The following is a 17,303-nucleotide window of genomic DNA, read 5'->3' as shown; positions in this document are numbered from 1 at the left end:
TCCCCTCTTGTGATATCGGGGGCGCTTATAGGAAAGATCGCGCCCGTGGGCGATAGCCAAAATCCCCGCCAAGGCAGGCCCGCGCTTGGCGCCGCAGCGTTTTTCCCCGGCGGAATGCCGCTTTCCGCGGGTGACATCGCCGCGCCAGAGGATAGGGTCGCCGCAAACAGCCCAACGCCAACCGAGGTTTTTGCATGTTTCTGTCCGTCTTCGAGATGTTCAAGGTCGGGATCGGCCCGTCGTCTTCGCACACGATGGGGCCGATGGTCGCGGCCGGGCGCTTTCTCGACCGGCTGCGCGCCGCGCCTTTCGCCGCCCATGGGCTGCGCGGCTCGCTGCATGGCTCGCTGGCGTTCACCGGCGTCGGCCATGCCACCGACCGCGCCACCATCCTCGGGCTTGCGGGCTTCCTGCCCGAGACCTTCGATGCCGAGGCCGCCGAGGCCGCGCTGGCGGAGATCAACGAGACCGGCATGGTGCGTCCCGAGGGGCTGGCGCCGTTGAAGTTCGACCCCGCCAAGGACCTGCGCTTCGACTACGACCGCAATCTGCCCGGCCATGCCAACGGCATGATCCTGATGGCCACCGACGCGCAGGGCGACGTGATCGCGCAGGAGACGTATTATTCCGTCGGCGGCGGGTTCGTGCTGACCGAGGACGAGCTGAACTCGGGCGAGGACAAGGACCACGGCCCCGCTGTGCCCTACCCCTTCAAGACCGCCGCCGAAATGCTCGAAATGGCCGCGACCTCCGGCCTCGGCATCGCGGAGATGAAGCGCCGCAACGAGCTGTCGCGCCGCCCCGCCGCCGAGCTTGATGCCGGGCTGCTGCGCATCTCAGAGGTGATGATGGGCTGTCTCGAACGCGGGCTGGAAGGCGGCGGCATCCTGCCCGGCGGGCTGAACGTGAAGCGCCGCGCGGGCAATATCCACGAGCAGCTGCAGGCCGAACGTGGCCGCAATCTCACCGCGCCGCATGTGATCAACGACTGGATGAGCTGCTACGCCATGGCGGTCAACGAAGAGAACGCCGCTGGCGGACAGGTGGTCACCGCGCCCACCAATGGCGCGGCGGGCGTGGTGCCCGCGGTGCTGCGCTACTGGCTCGACTTCGTGCCCGGCGCCACCTCCTCGCGCATCCCCGAGTTCCTGCTGACCGCGGCGGCAATCGGCGGGCTGGTGAAATACAACGCCTCGATCTCTGGCGCCGAGGCGGGCTGTCAGGCCGAGGTGGGCAGCGCCTCGGCGATGGCCGCCGCCGGGCTCTGCGCCGTCATGGGCGGCACGCCTGCACAGATCGAAAACGCCGCCGAGATCGCGCTGGAGCATCACCTCGGCATGACCTGCGATCCGGTGAGGGGCCTCGTGCAGGTGCCCTGCATCGAGCGCAACGGGCTGGGCGCGATCAAGGCGGTTTCTGCTGCCTCGCTGTCGATGCGCGGCGACGGCACGCATCTCGTCTCGCTCGACGCCTGCATCGAGACCATGCGCCAGACCGGGCGCGACATGGGCCATGAGTACAAGGAAACCTCGCTCGGCGGGCTTGCGGTGAACGTGCCCAACTGCTGACCCTCTCCGAACGGATTAGTGGGGCATCCGCTTGCCCCCTCCGCCTGTCCGCCGCCGGAGCGGACGGGATCGCCCGCCGCACCGTAACATGCTGTGATACGCATGTTTTTAGCGACGGTTTCCATGGCACGCTCTTCTTCGAGAGACTACCCGGAATTCTACCTCGTCGGCGCGGCGAAAGCCGGGACCGAGACGCTGGGCACTTGGCTGGCCCAGCATCCGGAGGTCTTTCTGCCCGAGAACCGCGCGCCGAGATACTTTGCCCATACGAGCAATGATCCGCGTCCGGCCGCCGGTCCCTACGACCGCGACCAGATGGCAACCGTGGTGACCGATGCGGCCGACTACCTCGCGCTTTACGCCGGGCGCGGCGCGGCGATGCGCGGCGATGCCTCGCCCTGCTACCTTGCCCATTGCGAGGCGGCGGGTCGCATCGCCGAGGCCCGTCCCGACGCGCGGATCGTCATCACCCTGCGCGACCCGGTGGCCCGCGCCTTCGCGCATTATGCGGATTACCGCGTGCAAGGGCTCGACCCCAGCCCCAGCTTCGAAGAGGCGCTGGCCGCCGAGCCGCAGCGCCTCGCCAGCGGCTGGAGCGCGTGGCACGGCTACGCGCAACAAAGCCATTACGTGACGCAGCTTCAGCGCTATCTCGACGCCTTCCCGCGCGAGCAGATCCTGTTCCTGAGCTATGAGGCGCTGCGCGAGACCCCCGCCAAGGTATGGGAGCAGCTGTGCGCCCACCTCGGGCTCGCGCCCGCCGCGATTGACCTCGCCCCCGCCGCCGCGGTCGAGCCGTCCCAGCCCGGAACCGTGCAGCGCCTGCTCGACCGCGCCCTGCCCGGGCGCACAACCCCCGCGCCAGCGCTCAGCGAGCGCACCCGCCGCGCCTTGGCCGGGCGCTATCTGTCGGAACATGCGCCGCTGCGCAGGATGACCGGGCTGGCGCTGGAAAACTGGTCGACGCCGACCGGCTGAGGCTCAGCCCAGCCGGTACATGAACAGCGTCGCATCTCGCCGCGCGCCGCCCTCGGGCGCAAGCGCATATTCGGGAATTTCTCCCGCGGGCAGAAAGCCGCAACTGGAATAGAGATGCTGCGCGGCGTCGCCGCTGCGCGTGTCCAGCGTCACCAGATCACGGCCCATCTGCTTGGACCGTTCCAAAAGCGCCAGCATCAGCGCCCGCGCGATGCCGCGGCGGCGGAACGCCGGGTGCACCAGCATCTTCGACACTTCGGCGCGGTGGGTCTGGTTCGGCATCCCCGCGGGCACAAGCGATCCAGTCCCGACCAGGCGCCCCTCAAGGAACCCACCAAAGAGCAGACGCCCGCCAGTGCCGACCTCGGGCAGCAGGCCCCGCCAGAACCCCTCTGCCTCGGCCAGCGAAAAGGGCATCACGAAGCCGACGCTGGCACCATCGGCGACGCAGGCCTGCAAGACCTCGGCGAGAGCGGCCAGATGACTCTGCGCCTCTGCCAGCCCCAGCGCGCGGATCTCCACCCCGGTGGTCACATCGCTCATGGCGTCACCAGCACAAGCACATAGTCTGCGGGCTTTTTCTTGCTCAGCGCGGTGAAGCGGCTGGCGCCATCGAGCCGGTAGCGCAGCGTGTCCCCCGCCGCCATCTCATGCGCCGCGCCTTCGACCTCGACCCGCAGCTTGCCCGACAGCAGATGCAGGTGATGCTCCAGCCCCGGCACCGGCGAGGCGTCATAGGCGATCTCGGCCCCCGGCGTCAGCGTGCAATGCAGCATCTCGGCGGCAAGCCCGGTTGCGCCGGGCGAAACCACGCGGCGGGTGAAGCCTGTCTCTGCGTCCTCCCAGACCGGCTGTTCGGCGGCGGGCACATGCGCGGTGAACCCCTCTTCGACCATCGCCATCAGCCGCGACATGCTGAGCCCATAGGCGAGGCAAAGCTTGCCCAGAACCTCGGCGGTGGGGCTGGTCTCGCCCTTCTCGAACCGCGAGAGCGCGGCGCGCGACACGCCGCTCTGCTCGGCCAGTTGGTCCAGCGTCAGCCCGCGCTCGCCGCGCAGCGCGGCAAGACGGCGGGCCAGCCGCGCGGCAAAGCCTGACAGGTCATCGGGCGGGGACAGGGTTGCTGCATCGGGCATGGGATCGGCTCCGGGAATCCATCTCTGATACGAGAAAGATTCCCGAATTTGCGCGTTATGGCAAGCCCAATGGAGAGACATGGGCGGCAGCCCCCGTCTCAGCAGATGCGCGGCAGCTGCTCTCCGACCAGCATGTCGACGATGCGCGTGCCGCCAAAAGCGGTGCGGCAGACCACCGGGATCGGCCCCGCCGCCGCGGCATATCCGATGATCGCCGCGCCCTGCCCCTCGGGCCGCGCGCGCATCGCCGCAAGCGCCGCCTCGGCCTGCTTTTCAGGCACGAACATCACCAGCGTGCCCTCATTGGCCAGATAGAGCGGATCGAGCCCCAGAAGCTCACACATCCCGCGCACCTCGTCGCGGATCGGCAGATCGGCGTCTTCGAGCGTGACGGTCACCCCCGCCTCCGCCGCCATCTCATTGAGCGCCGAAGCCAGCCCGCCGCGCGTGGCGTCGCGGCAGGCGCGCGCATCGGGGGCAGCGGCGAGCACCGCCTCGATCAGCGCGTTCAGCGACTGGCAGTCGCTTTCGATGGGCGAGGACAGCGCCAGATCACCCCGCGCGGCAAGGATGGTCGCGCCGTGATCGCCGAGCACGCCGTTGACCAGCACCGCATCGCCGGGCCGGATATTGGCCGCCGCCATGTCGCGCCCTGCCGGGATCACCCCGACGCCCGATGTGGTGATAAAGAGTGTGTCGCAGGATCCCTTCTCGACCACCTTGGTGTCGCCGGTGACGATGCGCACGCCCGCTATCGCCGCCTCGCGCGCCATCGAGGCCACCACGCGGCGCAAAAGCGCAATCTCGCAGCCCTCTTCGATGATGAAGGCCGCCGAGAGCCAGAGCGGCTGCGCGCCGCCCACCGCCAGATCATTGACCGTGCCGCAGACCGCCAGCTTGCCGATGTCGCCGCCGGGAAACTCCACCGGGGTCACCACGAAACTGTCGGTGGTGAAGGCCAGTTGCGCGCCGGGGGCCTGCAGCGCGCCATGCATCAGCCGCGCCTGATCCTCGGTCCCGGCGGGCTCGAAGACCGAGGTGAAGACCTCGTCGATGAGATCGCGCATGGCCTTGCCGCCGCCGCCATGGGCCAGCGTGACCCGGTCGCCGCGCAGGCGCGAGGGTTGGCGCGAGGGTTCGGGAGTGAGGGCGTTCATGGCTGAGCCTCCTTCATGGTCGGGCGGTGCCGCCCTTATTCCGCCGCCGCGACGGCACGCGCGCCGCCATAGGTCCAATAGGCCGCGCAGGCGCCCTCGGACGAGACCATCAGCGCCCCAAGCGGCGTGTCGGGGGTGCAGCCTCTGCCGAACTGCGGACAGGCGACGGGCTTCATCCGCCCGGTCATCACCGCACCGCAAGCGCAGCCCTCGGGCTCTGCCACCTTGGGGCGCGCGCCGTAGCCGATGCCGAATTTGGCCTCGGTGTCCCACGCGCGATAGCCGTCGCGGATGCGCAGGCCAGAGGCGTCAATCTCGCCGAGCCCGCGCCATTCGAAGCTGGGGCGCGGCTCGTAGACATCGGCGATGGCCGCAAGGCTCACCGGGTTGCCATGCTCGGGCACGACGCGGGCGTATTGGTTCTCGACCTCGGCGCGACCCTCGGCGATCTGCCGCAGCACCATCAGCACCGACTGCAGCAGATCGAGCGGCTCGAACCCCGCAACGACGATGGGCTTGCCGAACTCTTCGGCGACGAAATCATAGCAGTGGATGCCGGTGACCATGCTCACATGCCCCGGCCCGACAAACCCGTCGAGGATCATATGCGGGTCTTCCAGCAGCGCGCGGATCGGCGGCGGCACGGTGATGTGGTTGCAGAAGACCGAGAAATTGCCGATCTCCTCGCGCTTCGCCTGTTGCAGGGTGAGCGCGGTCGAGGGGGTGGTGGTCTCAAAACCGAGGCCGAAGAAGACCACCTCGCGGTCCGGGTTGCGCCGCGCCAGTTCCAGCGCGTCGAGCGGAGAATAGACCATACGGATGTCGGCACCGTCGGCCTTGGCCTGCAGCAGCGACTTGCGCGTGCCGGGCACCCGCATCGCATCGCCGAAGGTGCAGAAGATCACGCCGGGCTGTTCGGCGATCTCGACGCAATCGTCGACGCGCGCCATGGGCAGAACGCAGACCGGGCAGCCGGGGCCGTGGATGAACTCGATGCCCGCGGGCACCAGCTTGTCGAGCCCGTAGCGAAAGATCGCATGGGTGTGGCCGCCGCAGATCTCCATGATGCGCAGCGGGTCGTCGGCGGTGCAGCCGATCTCGGTGCAGACCGCTTCGATGGCCCGCAGCACGCCCTGCGCGGCCTTGGGATCGCGAAACTCCTGAACGTATCTCATGCCGTGCCCTCCCCCGCGAGGGCCCTGTCGCCCTCGGCCATCTGCTCCAGCGCCTCCTGCGCCTCGCCCAGTTCGCGCAAGGCGATCAGCGTCTCCTGCGCTTCATGCTCGTCGATCACCGCCATGGCGAAACCGACGTGGATCAGCACCCATTCGCCCACCAGCGCTTCGAGCGGACGGTCGGCGACGGGCGCGAGCGAGACCTCGCGGCGCACGCCCGAAACCTCGGCCATGCCCATCTGGCGGCCCGCATCGGTGATCGAGACGATCTGTCCCGGAATGCCCAGACACATGGTTCAGTCCTCCTCTGCCACGGCGGCATGCGGCTCGATGCCGTAGCGGTCGAGCTTGGCGCGCAGGCCGACGCGGCTGAGCCCAAGCTCCGCCGCCGCCCGCGACTTGTTCCACTTGAGACGGGTCAGCGTCTCGCCAAGGATGCGCATTTCCATCAGTTCCACCCGGTCCTTCAACGTGCCCTCGAGCTGGCACAGATCCTGCCCCGAGATCCGCTCGCCGTCGCGCTGCGAGCCCGCCTGCAGGATCGCGCGCGAGATCAGTTCCGGCCCCAGCGTCATATCCTGCGCGAGGATCAGCATGCGCAGCATCTCGTTGCGCAGCTCCGGCAGGTTGCCGGGCCAGTCGTAGGCCATGAGGAATTCCAGCGCCGCGCGGCTGAGCCCGCGCACCGGCTTGCCGTGGGCGCTGGCGGCGTCATGCAAGAAACGCTCGGCCAGCAGCTCCACATCCTCGCCGCGCGCCCGCAGCGGCGGCATCGCCAGTTCGGTGACCGCCAGTTCGTAAAAGAGATCACCGCGGAACCGTCCGGCCTCGACCGCCGGGCGCAGGTCGGCATGGCTGCCCGCGATCAGCCGCACCCGCGTGGTCAGCGTCTCATGGCCGCCCACCGGCTGAAAGGCGCCCTCGCGCACGATCCGCAGCAGCGCCATTTGCATGACGTCCGACAGCCCGTCGACGCCATTGAGAAAGATCGTGCCCCGGTCGGCCTTTTGCAAAAGCCCCGCACGCGCCTGCACCTGCCCCGCCATGGCGCCGCGCTTCACCCCAAAAAGCTCTGCCGCCAGCGCCTCATCCGAGAGGCCCGTGCAGTTGAGTTCAAAGAACGGCCGGTCGGCGCGCAGCGAGCCGTAATGCATGGCGCGGGCAAGGTCGGTCTTGCCGGTGCCCGGCTCGCCGGTGATCAGCACCGGCACGTCGAAGCTGGCCACCTGCCGCGCATGCGCGATGGTGGCATTGAGCGGCGAGTTCGCCCCGCGCAGCACCTTGTCGAAGCCAAGCCCCGCCTGCGCCTGCCGCCGCCGTTCCTCGAGCTTGGCGGTGGCGGTATTGCCCAGATAGCGCATCTCGAGCGAGATCCGCTCGTGGTCGCGCGCCAGTTCGAACAGCCGCGCCGCGTTGCGCACCGACATCAGCAGTTGATCGGGATGCCACGGCTTGGTGATGAACTGATAGATCCCCGCCTCGTTGATCGCGTCGATCATGTCGCCGGTCTCGGTATAGCCGGTGACGATAATGCGCACGGTCTCGGGCCAGCGGTCGCGGATCTCGGTCAGCAGCTCGATGCCGGTCTTGCCGGGCATGCGCTGGTCCGAGATCACCACCTGCACCCAATGCTCTTCCATCAGCCGCCACGCCTCTTCGGCGCTGCCCGCCTCGAGCACCGAGAAGTCATCCTCCAGCGCCATGCGCATGGCGGCGACCGAATGCGGCTCGTCGTCGACGACCAGAACGGTGGGAAGCGCCGGGCCCGCCATCACTCTGCCGCCTTGACCTGTGCCTTGGCCCGCAGTTTTTCCTGCGCCTCGCTGCGCAGCCAGCCGAGAACCTGCTCCAGCCCCTCGCCAGTACGCGCCGAGACGCGGATCACCTCGATCGTCGGGTTCACCCGCTTCAGGTTCGCCTCGTAAAGGTCGAGGTCCACATCGCAATGCGGCGCAAGGTCCACCTTGTTGAGCAGCGCCAGCCGCGCGGCGGTGAACATATCGGGGTATTTCAGCGGCTTGTCCTCGCCCTCGGTGACCGAGAGGATGGCGATCTTGGCATCCTCCCCCAGATCGAAAGCAGCCGGGCAGACGAGGTTGCCGACGTTCTCGATAAAGAGCGTGGTTCCCGGCTTCAGGTCCAGATGCTCCATGGCGTGGCCGACCATATGGCCGTCCAGATGGCAGCCTTTGCCGGTGTTGACCTGCACCGCGGGCGCGCCTGTGGCGCGGATGCGGTCGGCGTCATTCGATGTCTGCTGGTCGCCCTCGATCACCGCCACGGGCGCCTGCCCAAGCGCGCGGATCGCGGCGCACAGCAGCGTGGTCTTGCCCGAGCCGGGCGAGGACACGAGGTTCACCGCGAAGGCATCAAGCTCGGCCAGCCGCGCCCGGTTGGCCATGGCGTAGCGGTCGTTCTGCGCAAGGATGCCGGTCTCGATCTCGACCAGCCGCTCCTGCGACATGCCCGGCACCTCGACACCCGCCGGACCCTGCCCGAAGTGAATGTCGCCGTGGGAATGGGGATGGGAATGCGTGTGGTGGTGGCCATGATCATGACTGTGACCATGGTGATGATGGTGGTGATGCCCGTGCTCCCTGTGGGAATGCCCCTCGAGCCTTGCATCGCCGCAGCCGCATACCGTGCACATCAGATCACCTCCATGTCCTTGATCCGCATTTCATCGCCCCCGTCGGGCATCAGCTTGCCCCCGCCGCAGTTCGGGCAGGGATCGAGCCGGTTGTCGATCTCGACCTGCGCCATGCAGTCGTAGCAGAGCGCGCGGCCCGGCAGGTCGATCATCTCCAGCGCCGCGCCCTCGGCCTTGGAGCCGCGCATGACGACCTCCCAAGCGAAGGTCAGCGCATGTTTTTCCACCCCGGCGAAGCGGCCGATCTCCAGCCGCACGCGGGTCACCTTGGCGATAGCGGGATCGGCGGCGGCCCGATCGACCACCTGCCGGATCCCCTCGCAAAGCGACATCTCATGCATGCTGCACCTCTTTCAGCCGAAGAGGGCAACAGGGATCGAGAATGTCCAGCAAGAGCGGCCCCAGACCCGATCTTTCCGGCGGCAGCGTGGCGAGGCTGCGCGCCAGAACGCCGCCCTGCGCCAGCAGCGCATCGGTGGGCGTGCGGCGCTCCAGTGCGGTCACCTGACCCGCCGCGACCGTCACGCGCACCGCATAAGCGCCGCGCGCCGCCGGGACCATCGCCCAGCCCGCGCCCTGCAGCACGGCGGGCAGCCTTCCCAGCGCCGCCGCCTCGAGATCATAGAGCCGCGCACAGGCGCGCCAGAGCGGCCCCCGCCCCTCGCGCGCGGCCAGCGCCGCCAGCGCCGGGTGATGCATGTGCCGCGCCGCGACCGAGTTTTCGACCGGCGCGTCGCGCCAGACGCTGGCCGCGTCCACCACCGCCAGACCTTCGGCCACCGCCTCTCCGGGCGCAAAGCATGTCCCGATGCGCTGCAGCGCCCGCGCCGCAGGACGATCCGAGACGATGAAGGCATCAAGCTCGGCCAGCCGCTCGGGGGCGCGTCCGGCGGGGCCGAAGAGCGCCGCAAGCAGCGCCCGCCCGCCCTGCTGCCAGCCCTCGGGCAGCGGCAGCGGCGCAAGGCCGAACTGCCCCGGCCAGCTGACGTGCAGCTTGAGCAAGTGATCGCGCAGCACCTCCGCCGCGATGCCGCCGCTCTCCACCTCCCGCCCCAGCGCCGCCGCCAGAGCCGCCCCCTGCGCCGCGCGGCACAGGTTGAAGAGCCGTGGCATCAGCGCCAGCACCTCCTCCACCGACCGACCGGCGACCAGCCGGGCGACCGGCAGCCCCGGCGCAGCCTGCGCCACAAGGCGCGGAGAGGCGGCGTCGTCAAGCATCAGCCCTGCTCCACCGACGGCTGCTCAGCGGCCCCGCTGTCCGAGAGCCCCGCGGTCAGCACCGCGCGCCGCGAAGGAGCACCGCGCAGGTCCGGCACCTCGCCCGCATCCATCGCCGCCTCTTCAGCGGCCATCTCGGCCAGATCCGCCTCGCGCTGCGCCCGGATCTCGGCGGCGCGGTCGGTCTCGGCACGGTTGGCCTCGTCGAAAAGCGCGGCCATCACCGCACGCGCCACATCGGTGGCGTCCTTCTGGCGGGTGAACTCCCCCATCGGCGAGAACAGCGAGCAGGCCTTGTAGGGGCCGGTCATCTCGCGGCTGTTGTGCAGGAATTCATACTCGCCCGAGGGAAAGCCGATCACCTCCTTGTCGCCCGCGCGAAGCTCGGGCCACTCCGCGCCCTCATCGGGCAGCAGCACGAGGTTCATGAACCACGGCGAGACCAGCACCCCGAGCAGGCAGTCGCCGTGGCGCTGAAAGCCCACCGCCTCGACCCGCAGCGCCTTGTTGACGATCGGCACGTCGCGCATCTTGGCGTGATACACCTCGGCGAAATCGGCCTCGAGCCGGTCCGTCACCGCCTTGATGCGCGCCGCTTCGAGCAGGTCCGCCGCGCCCGGATCTTCCAGCACCATGAATTGCTCCTTGGGGGCCGAGCAATTCGGGCAGGACCAATCCTCGGGCAGATCGGCAAAGGCGGTGCCCGGCTCGACCTGCCGGAAATCGTCGCCCTCGGCCGGATCATAGGGCGTCCAGCAGATCTTGCACTCCATCACCGCCTGCGCGCTGATCCGGTCATTGGCACCCAGATAGGACCCTTCAAAGCTCATCGGATCGCCTCCAGTACTTCGCGCAGACGCTCTGCGCTGTCCGTCAGATCCTCGGGCGCCGCCAGCGCCACCTCGGGCATGGCGGTCACCTCGAAGGTGTCGAGGATCTGCTGATCCATCGAATTGTAGAACCGCACGCGCCAGACGTGGGGCGTGGCGGTGGCGGTGACCCGGCAGTTGCCATAGCCGCGCGACAGAATGTCGACAGAGCCCTCGCCGAGCCGCGCATCGAGCCATGCCAGATCACCCTCTGTGTGCGGCAGCAGCGTCATGTTCACCACATGGGTCGCGCCCGCGTAGGCGGCGCTCTTGTCCAAAAGTTCGGCCAGCAGCGCCGGGGCGTTGACCACCCCCGCACCGGCCTTTTCAGCGCTGCCCCGCCGCGACGGCTCGAACGCCCGGCTGCGCGCCGCGCCCGGCACCGCGCCGATCTCGATCGCGTCGAGCCCCGCCCCGCTCAGCATCCAGACACCCGCAAAAACGCTCTCCTGCACGCGGATCGCCGGGATGCCGCGGATCTTCATCGCCACTTCGCCTTCCAGCATGGTGTCGGCGACGAGCCTGCGGTTCGCCGCGTCCAGCGGGCTCAGATCGAAGCGCTCGGGCGCGCCGCCCGCAGCGACACGCTCGGCGGCCTCCGCCAGCGCCGCCAGCAGCCCCATCGCGGGGGCCAGCGCGGCGCTGGCCTCCACATCCGGCACATGGGCGGTGAAGGTGCGCATGTCCTGCGGCAGCGACATATACTGCAGCTCGGCCTCATCCTCGGGCTGCGAGCCGGGGCCGTAGCCGACGGGCGGAAGGTGAAAATTGCTGACCATGGGGATGTCCTTTCGGCTCAGGCCGCGGAGGTGGCTTCGGAAGCCGGAGGAAGCTCGGGCGTGATCGCCAGAAGATGCGGAATGCGGGCCATGTAGTCGTCCCAGTCGCGCACCTTGGGGATGCCGCCGACACAGGTGCCGCCGCGGTAGAAGATCAGCGACGGCGTCTTCAGCACCCCGGCGCTCTCGCGCAGCTCGGCCTCGATCGCATCGCCCACCACGGCGCAGTCGAAGGCGCCTTGGAAGGTCATGCGCAGCTCGGGCAGGATCACCGCGACATCGGCGCTTTCAAGGTTGCGCTTGGGATCACCGGGCACAAAGAGCACATGCGCCCCGTCGCGCGCGGTGAAGGCACGCAGCGCCTCCATGCTCTCCAGCAGCGGCATGTTCATCTCGGTGCTCAGCCGGTCGATCAGCGGATGGCCCATGTCAGTCACTCCTCGTATTGCGGCCTCAAGCCTTGCTCAAACCGGCCGCGCGGGCCGCTTCCAGATGCGGTGGCAGCGCCGGGCTGCGGTTTTCCAGATCGGCAAAGGCCCCCTCGGCGCTGCCCCCCGCCATGAGGCTGCGCAGCCCCGCCAGCGCCTCGGCGATCAGTGCCGCCTCTTCGGGCGAGATCACCTCGCGGGCGCACCCAAGATGGGTCAGCACCCATGTGCCGGGGGTCAGCGGGCCGGTGAGCGACAGGTCGATCAGCGCCTCGCCCTCGGCGCCCGTGGCGCGGGCGGCGATGCCCTCGACCGAAAGGATCTGCATGGGGATGCCGACGCACATCAGCCGCGTCCGCTTTGCGGAAAGAAGCGCGCGTCGCCGCTGCGGCAGGCCTCATCCTCGGTCGGGCGGCCCGCCTCATAGGCGTCCATGCGCAGCGAGGCATCGGCGAGGTCTGGCGTCTCGGTGCTGCCTTCGGCGGCCACAAAGCCGCGCGCCGCCAGCCAGTCGCGGGCGATGGCCACCGTCTCGGGGATGCGCGCCGTCACCTCGGGCCGCAGCGATCCGCCGTAATCCTCAAGCTCGACCGGCTGGCAGCCGATCAGCACAAGCTCGCCGGGGCAATAGCCCATGAGTTGCGCGGTGGCGATCACGTCCTGAAAACCGGTCTGGTGCAGGCTCATCTTCTTGGCGCCCATGAAGGCGGGCACGTCCTCGCCCTCGACGATCTTCATGGTGCCGGGCTCCAGCCCGTAATCCACCGCGTCAAAGACGACCATAACGTCCGCCTCTTCGAGGAAAGGCAGCAGATAGAGCCCCTGCGTGCCGCCATCGAGAACCGTCACCTCCGGCCCATAGGCCAGCGTCGCGGCCACATGTTCGACGCAGCGCACACCAAAGCCCTCGTCCGCCCAGAGCACGTTACCGATGCCGAGAATGAGCGCCTTTTGCGCCATATGTCCCTCCCTCCGCTTGCGCGCCGAAAACCGTGTTTTCAGCTGCTGGCCCGTCCGAAATTAAGGTCTTCGTTCCGCCACGGCAGCGAATTTCCACCCACCCGGATAAAATCCGCATCTGCATGATATGTTTAACAAAAACCTAAAAATCGCCCCGAACTGACCTACGCTAACCGGAATTCATCTTTCCACAAATACTCAAAATTGGAACATTACTTTCCACACAAAGAAACGGACCCCGAAGGGCCCGCTTCCACGTCTTCCGTCTTGGGAGGGGAGTCAGTCCGGAAGATCGTCCTTGAAGGTGCGGTGGCCCGAGATCATCGTCGAGACCATCGACTGCCGCGACATGATGTCCTCGCGGATCGCGGCGTAGATGTGGATCATCATGAAGATCACGATGAACCACATGCCAAGGTGATGAAGGGAATGCAGAATTTGCGTATTCCCCACCAGCGCGATGAGCCAGCCCATGACCAGATCGGGCAGCGATCCCTGCCCCGCGCCCTCGGCGTAAAGCGCCCAGCCGGTCAGCAGCATGAAGGTGATGCCCACCGTCATGAAAAAGAACATCGCCACCTGCGCCAGCGGGTTGTGGCCCACGTATTTCTTCGGCACGTCCTCAAGGAAGGCGTACCAGCGCAGCTCGTGGACAACTTCTTTCCACCAGCTTTTCTTCCACACCGGCACATAGAACAGCTGCTTGGCATGATGGTTGCCAACAAAGGCCCAATAGACCCGGCCAAGGAAGGCCACGGTCAGCATCTGCCCGGCGGCGAAATGGCCAAAGCGGATGTAGCCCATGACGAACTGATGCGTGGCCTCGGCGAAATTCATCGTCGGCAGCGGCGAAGCGATGAACCAGCCGGTGCCGATCAGCACCATGATCAGCGCCGCGTTGATCCAATGCCAGAGCCGCACCGGCCATTCGTAGACAAAGACCGAGGTACGGCGGCGGACGGTTTCGATGTCCGAGGCCCGCGCATCGCCGGTCAGCGGGCGGGTGGACAGGGTCTGGCCCTGCCCTCCTTGCGTATGAAGCGTGTCCTCCGGCATGGGCTCACTCCCGGCGCGCGGCGTAAAGCCGCCAGACCAGCACGCCCGCCAGCGCCAGAACCCCCAGCCCATGCAGCGGCGAGAGCAGCCAATGCGCCGCGCCATCCGCGGGCAGCGCCGCGTCGTGACCGGGATGGGCCACCGCCACAGAGGCGGAGGCGGCCCAGATCAGGATTGCCTTTTTCATGATCGCTTCTCCTCTCAGCGAACCTTGACCTGCGCCAGTTCGGCGCCGTCGGGGGACATGACATGGGTGGAACAGGCAAGGCAGGGATCGAAGCTGTGCAGCGTGCGCAGGATCTCCACCGGCTCCTCGGGACGCTCGACCTTGGTGTTCATCAGCGACGCCTCGAAAGCGCCGATATTGCCCGCGGTGTCGCGCGGCGAGCCGTTCCACGTGGTCGGCACGACGCATTGATAGTTCTCGATCCGCCCGTCCTTGATCTTGATCCAATGCCCCAGCGCGCCGCGCGGCGCCTCGGTCATGCCCACACCCTTGGCCTCTTTCGGCCATGTCGACGGATCCCATTTCTCGATGTTCGCCGTGCTCTCGTCGCCGTTGCGGATATTGGCGATCATCTTGTCGAAGAAGTGCCGTTGCAGACGGCCGCAATATTCGGATTCCAGCGCCCGCGCCGCGGTGCGGCCCAGCGTCGAGAACAGCGCTTCCTTGGGGAGGTCCATATCCGACAGCAGCCGGTCGACCTGATCGCGGATGTCCTCATGGCCCTTGGCGTAGCCGACGATGTAACGCGCCAGCGGCCCCACCTCCATGGCATGACCGCGCCAGCGCGGGGCCTTGATCCACGAGTATTTCGCCGCCTCATCAAGCTCTTCGATGCGGGTCTTGGTGCCCTTGGCGTTCGGCCCCAACTCGTATTTCGGCTCGGTGACGCCATCCCACGGGTGCAGCCCCTTGCCCGCCTCGCCGTAGGTGTACCACGAGTGATCGACGAACTCCTGCACCTGCTCGGGATCGCGCGGATCGACGTCCAGCACCTCGTCCATATTGCCATTGATGATCGCGCCGCGCGGCAGATGCAGCTGTTCGGGCGAGAAGTCGTTGGGATGCTCGGGGATGTCGCCATAAGCCAGACACGCCTTCGAGGACAGCCCGCCGCCGTACAGCCAGTTGCGGTAGAAGCCGCCGATCGCCTTCACATCGGGGATATAGACGTTGCGGTTGAACTCCTGCGTCTGGTCGATGATGGAGCTGACCATATTCAGCCGCTCCATGTTGATCGCCCCAACCGAGCCCACACCATCCATGTTGATCGGGCACGGCACGCCGCCCACAAGCCAGTTCGGGTGCGGGTTCTTGCCACCAAAGATCGTGTGCACCTTGACGATCTCCTTCTGGAGATCGAGCGCCTCGAGGTAGTGGGTCGTCGCCATCAGATCCGCCTCGGGCGGCAGAAGATAGGCGGGATTGTCCCAATAGCCGTTCTTGAAGAGCCCCAGCTGGCCGCTCTCGACGAATTTCTTCAGCCGGTTCTGCACATCGCGGAAATAGCCCGGGCTCGACAGCGGGTGGTTCGGCCCGACGGTCTGCTGCAACTCGGAGGTCGCCTTGGGGTCGGCCTTCAGCGCATTGATCGGGTTGACCCAGTCGAGCGCATGCAGGTGATAGAAATGCACGACGTGGTCATGAATCTCGAGCGCCAGCTGCATCATGTTGCGGATCGAGTTGGCGTTGTCAGGGATGGTGATCCCCAGCGCATCCTCGACCGCCCGCACCGAGGTCAGCGCATGGGTGCCGGTGCAGACGCCGCAGATGCGCTCGGTGAAGGCCCAGGCGTCGCGCGGGTCGCGGCCCTTGAGGATCACTTCCAGCCCGCGCCACATGGTGCCGGTAGAGACCGCGTTGGTGATCATGTTGTTCTCGTCGACGTTCACCTCGCAGCGCATGTGACCCTCGATCCGAGTGACCGGATCGACCACGATGCGCTGGCCGGAATTGTCGAGCGTAAAGCCGTTGGGGGTTTGCACGACCATGGATCAGACCTCCTCGTGGGACGCTTTGGACTGCGTCTTCTTCTGTGCAGATTTCAGCGCCGAGACGGCGGCGTGCAGCGCGATGCCGCCGCCCACCACGCCCGCCGCCGTAAGGCCCACCTTGTCGGCATTGGCCTCGATCCCGAACTGCGTAAGATCGGTGACGCGGTTGTAGAAACTGCCCTGATCCCAGAAGCCATCTTCCGAGCAGCCGATGCAGCCATGGCCCGACTGGATCGGGAACGAGACACCCTCGTTCCAGCGCACCGTCGAACAGGCGTTGTAGGTGGTCGGCCCTTTGCAGCCCATCTTGTAGAGGCAATAGCCCTTGCGCGCGTTCTCATCGTCCCAATGCTCGACGAACTGCCCGGCGTCGAAATGCGGACGGCGATAGCATTTGTCGTGGATGCGCTGGCTGTAGAACATCGCGGGCCGCCCCTGACGGTCAAGCTCGGGCAGCCGATCGAAGGTCAGCATATAGGTGATCACCCCGGTCATCACCTCGGCGATGGGCGGGCAGCCCGGCACTTTGATGATCGGCTTGTCGGTGATCACCTTGTGCACCGGCGTCGCGCGGGTCGGGTTGGGTTTCGCCGCCTGCACGCAGCCATAGGAGGCGCAGGCCCCCCAGCTGATGATCGCCTTGGCGTGCTCGGCAGCCTCGCGCAGCTGCTCGACGAAGGGACGTCCCCCGACGATGCAGAACATGCCGTCCTCGTTCAGCGGCGGGTTGCCTTCGACCGCGAGGATGTAGTTGCCCTTGTATTTCTCGATGGTGTCGGCCAGCGCCGCCTCGGCCTGATGCCCCGCCGCCGCCATCAGCGTGTCGTCGTAATCGAGGCTGATCATCGACAGCACCACGTCCTTGGCGAGCGGATGCGCGCTGCGGATGAAGCTCTCCGAGCAGCAGGTGCATTCCAGTCCGTGCACCCAGATCACCGGGGTGCGCGGCTTGGTCTCCATGGCGTGGGCGATCTTCGGCACAAAGGCCGGTCCCAGCCCCAGCGCCGCCGCCGTCAGCGAGCAATATTTCATGAAGCTGCGCCGGGTGATCCCCTGCCGCCGCATCACGTCGTAGAAGGTTTCTATCTGGCTCAAGCTGGTCCCTCCCTCGCCTTCAGGTCTGGCCTCATGCTCCGGGCAGCCCACCCGGTGAGACTCTGGCGCGCCAAGTGCAAAGGCGCGTGGTCCCTCCAGAAACCACGGTATGCCGGTGTGTGCGAAGGGAATGCGCGGACGCAGAGGAAGGTTTTAAATAGTTATGATTTTCAGATATTTACGTTGCACTTCTGCAGGGTTTCTGCAGCCGCAGCACGGATAGCGCCCTGCCAGCC

General features: G+C 67.3%; 20 protein-coding genes. 2 read left to right on the top strand and 18 right to left on the bottom strand.

From position 1 onward, the window contains the following. The first annotated feature begins 194 nt into the window (after nucleotides 1-194). A complete protein-coding gene (locus G0A00_RS00355) occupies nucleotides 195-1,568 on the top strand; it encodes an L-serine ammonia-lyase (RefSeq protein ID WP_164178946.1) in 1,374 nt (457 codons plus the stop codon). A gap of 123 nt (nucleotides 1,569-1,691) precedes the next feature. After that, entirely contained in the window at nucleotides 1,692-2,546 is an 855-nt protein-coding gene (locus tag G0A00_RS00350) for a sulfotransferase (protein WP_164178945.1), read from the top strand. Nucleotides 2,547-2,549: 3 nt separating this feature from the next. Here G0A00_RS00350 and G0A00_RS00345 read toward each other — a convergent pair whose 3' ends face one another. The 18 genes from G0A00_RS00345 to G0A00_RS00260 form a co-directional block, all read right to left on the bottom strand. Further along, entirely contained in the window at nucleotides 2,550-3,089 is a 540-nt protein-coding gene (locus G0A00_RS00345; RefSeq protein ID WP_164178944.1) for a GNAT family N-acetyltransferase, read from the bottom strand. Beyond that, nucleotides 3,086-3,682 (bottom strand): helix-turn-helix domain-containing protein, encoded by a 597-nt coding sequence (locus tag G0A00_RS00340; RefSeq protein ID WP_164178943.1) that lies wholly within the window; start codon nucleotides 3,680-3,682, stop codon nucleotides 3,086-3,088. Before G0A00_RS00340 ends, G0A00_RS00345 begins: the two co-directional genes overlap by 4 nt. Before the next feature lie 98 nt (nucleotides 3,683-3,780). Next, nucleotides 3,781-4,839, bottom strand: coding sequence for a hydrogenase expression/formation protein HypE (gene hypE / locus G0A00_RS00335; RefSeq protein WP_164178942.1), 1,059 nt, complete (start codon nucleotides 4,837-4,839; stop codon nucleotides 3,781-3,783). A 35-nt stretch (nucleotides 4,840-4,874) separates the two neighbouring features. Next, a complete protein-coding gene (hypD, locus tag G0A00_RS00330; RefSeq protein ID WP_164178941.1) occupies nucleotides 4,875-6,014 on the bottom strand; it encodes a hydrogenase formation protein HypD in 1,140 nt (379 codons plus the stop codon). Continuing rightward, complete coding sequence (locus tag G0A00_RS00325) at nucleotides 6,011-6,307, bottom strand: HypC/HybG/HupF family hydrogenase formation chaperone (protein WP_164178940.1); 297 nt, start codon at nucleotides 6,305-6,307, stop codon at nucleotides 6,011-6,013. Before G0A00_RS00325 ends, hypD begins: the two co-directional genes overlap by 4 nt. A 3-nt stretch (nucleotides 6,308-6,310) precedes the next feature. After that, complete coding sequence (locus G0A00_RS00320; RefSeq protein WP_164178939.1) at nucleotides 6,311-7,786, bottom strand: sigma-54 dependent transcriptional regulator; 1,476 nt, start codon at nucleotides 7,784-7,786, stop codon at nucleotides 6,311-6,313. Further along, nucleotides 7,786-8,664, bottom strand: coding sequence for a hydrogenase nickel incorporation protein HypB (hypB, locus tag G0A00_RS00315; protein WP_164178938.1), 879 nt, complete (start codon nucleotides 8,662-8,664; stop codon nucleotides 7,786-7,788). Before hypB ends, G0A00_RS00320 begins: the two co-directional genes overlap by 1 nt. After that, a complete protein-coding gene (hypA, locus tag G0A00_RS00310; protein ID WP_164178937.1) occupies nucleotides 8,664-9,005 on the bottom strand; it encodes a hydrogenase maturation nickel metallochaperone HypA in 342 nt (113 codons plus the stop codon). Before hypA ends, hypB begins: the two co-directional genes overlap by 1 nt. Continuing rightward, entirely contained in the window at nucleotides 8,998-9,882 is an 885-nt protein-coding gene (locus G0A00_RS00305; protein ID WP_164178936.1) for a hydrogenase expression/formation protein HupK, read from the bottom strand. Before G0A00_RS00305 ends, hypA begins: the two co-directional genes overlap by 8 nt. Next, nucleotides 9,882-10,712: a [NiFe]-hydrogenase assembly chaperone HybE gene (gene hybE / locus G0A00_RS00300; RefSeq protein WP_164178935.1), complete on the bottom strand. Its 831-nt coding sequence runs from the start codon at nucleotides 10,710-10,712 to the stop codon at nucleotides 9,882-9,884. Before hybE ends, G0A00_RS00305 begins: the two co-directional genes overlap by 1 nt. Beyond that, nucleotides 10,709-11,530 (bottom strand): hydrogenase expression/formation protein, encoded by an 822-nt coding sequence (locus G0A00_RS00295; RefSeq protein WP_164178934.1) that lies wholly within the window; start codon nucleotides 11,528-11,530, stop codon nucleotides 10,709-10,711. Before G0A00_RS00295 ends, hybE begins: the two co-directional genes overlap by 4 nt. A 17-nt stretch (nucleotides 11,531-11,547) precedes the next feature. Next, complete coding sequence (locus tag G0A00_RS00290; protein ID WP_066101262.1) at nucleotides 11,548-11,958, bottom strand: hydrogenase accessory protein; 411 nt, start codon at nucleotides 11,956-11,958, stop codon at nucleotides 11,548-11,550. A gap of 25 nt (nucleotides 11,959-11,983) precedes the next feature. Next, on the bottom strand, nucleotides 11,984-12,304 hold the full coding sequence (locus G0A00_RS00285; RefSeq protein ID WP_164178933.1) for a HypC/HybG/HupF family hydrogenase formation chaperone: 321 nt from the start codon (nucleotides 12,302-12,304) through the stop codon (nucleotides 11,984-11,986). Beyond that, nucleotides 12,304-12,918 (bottom strand): HyaD/HybD family hydrogenase maturation endopeptidase, encoded by a 615-nt coding sequence (locus tag G0A00_RS00280; protein WP_164178932.1) that lies wholly within the window; start codon nucleotides 12,916-12,918, stop codon nucleotides 12,304-12,306. The genes G0A00_RS00285 and G0A00_RS00280 overlap by 1 nt, the downstream gene beginning before the upstream one ends. A gap of 279 nt (nucleotides 12,919-13,197) precedes the next feature. After that, nucleotides 13,198-13,974: a Ni/Fe-hydrogenase, b-type cytochrome subunit gene (cybH, locus tag G0A00_RS00275; RefSeq protein WP_066101269.1), complete on the bottom strand. Its 777-nt coding sequence runs from the start codon at nucleotides 13,972-13,974 to the stop codon at nucleotides 13,198-13,200. 4 nt (nucleotides 13,975-13,978) lie between these two features. Then, entirely contained in the window at nucleotides 13,979-14,161 is a 183-nt protein-coding gene (locus G0A00_RS00270) for a hypothetical protein (protein ID WP_164178931.1), read from the bottom strand. Between the two features lie 14 nt (nucleotides 14,162-14,175). Next, nucleotides 14,176-15,969, bottom strand: coding sequence for a nickel-dependent hydrogenase large subunit (locus tag G0A00_RS00265; RefSeq protein ID WP_164178930.1), 1,794 nt, complete (start codon nucleotides 15,967-15,969; stop codon nucleotides 14,176-14,178). A gap of 3 nt (nucleotides 15,970-15,972) precedes the next feature. Beyond that, nucleotides 15,973-17,067 (bottom strand): hydrogenase small subunit, encoded by a 1,095-nt coding sequence (locus G0A00_RS00260; RefSeq protein WP_066101279.1) that lies wholly within the window; start codon nucleotides 17,065-17,067, stop codon nucleotides 15,973-15,975. Nucleotides 17,068-17,303: the final 236 nt, after the last annotated feature.

Origin of the sequence: Salipiger sp. PrR002, from assembly GCF_010500775.1 — a bacterium.
Lineage (GTDB): Bacteria > Pseudomonadota > Alphaproteobacteria > Rhodobacterales > Rhodobacteraceae > Salipiger.
This window is presented reverse-complemented; position numbering and strand designations above follow the sequence as displayed.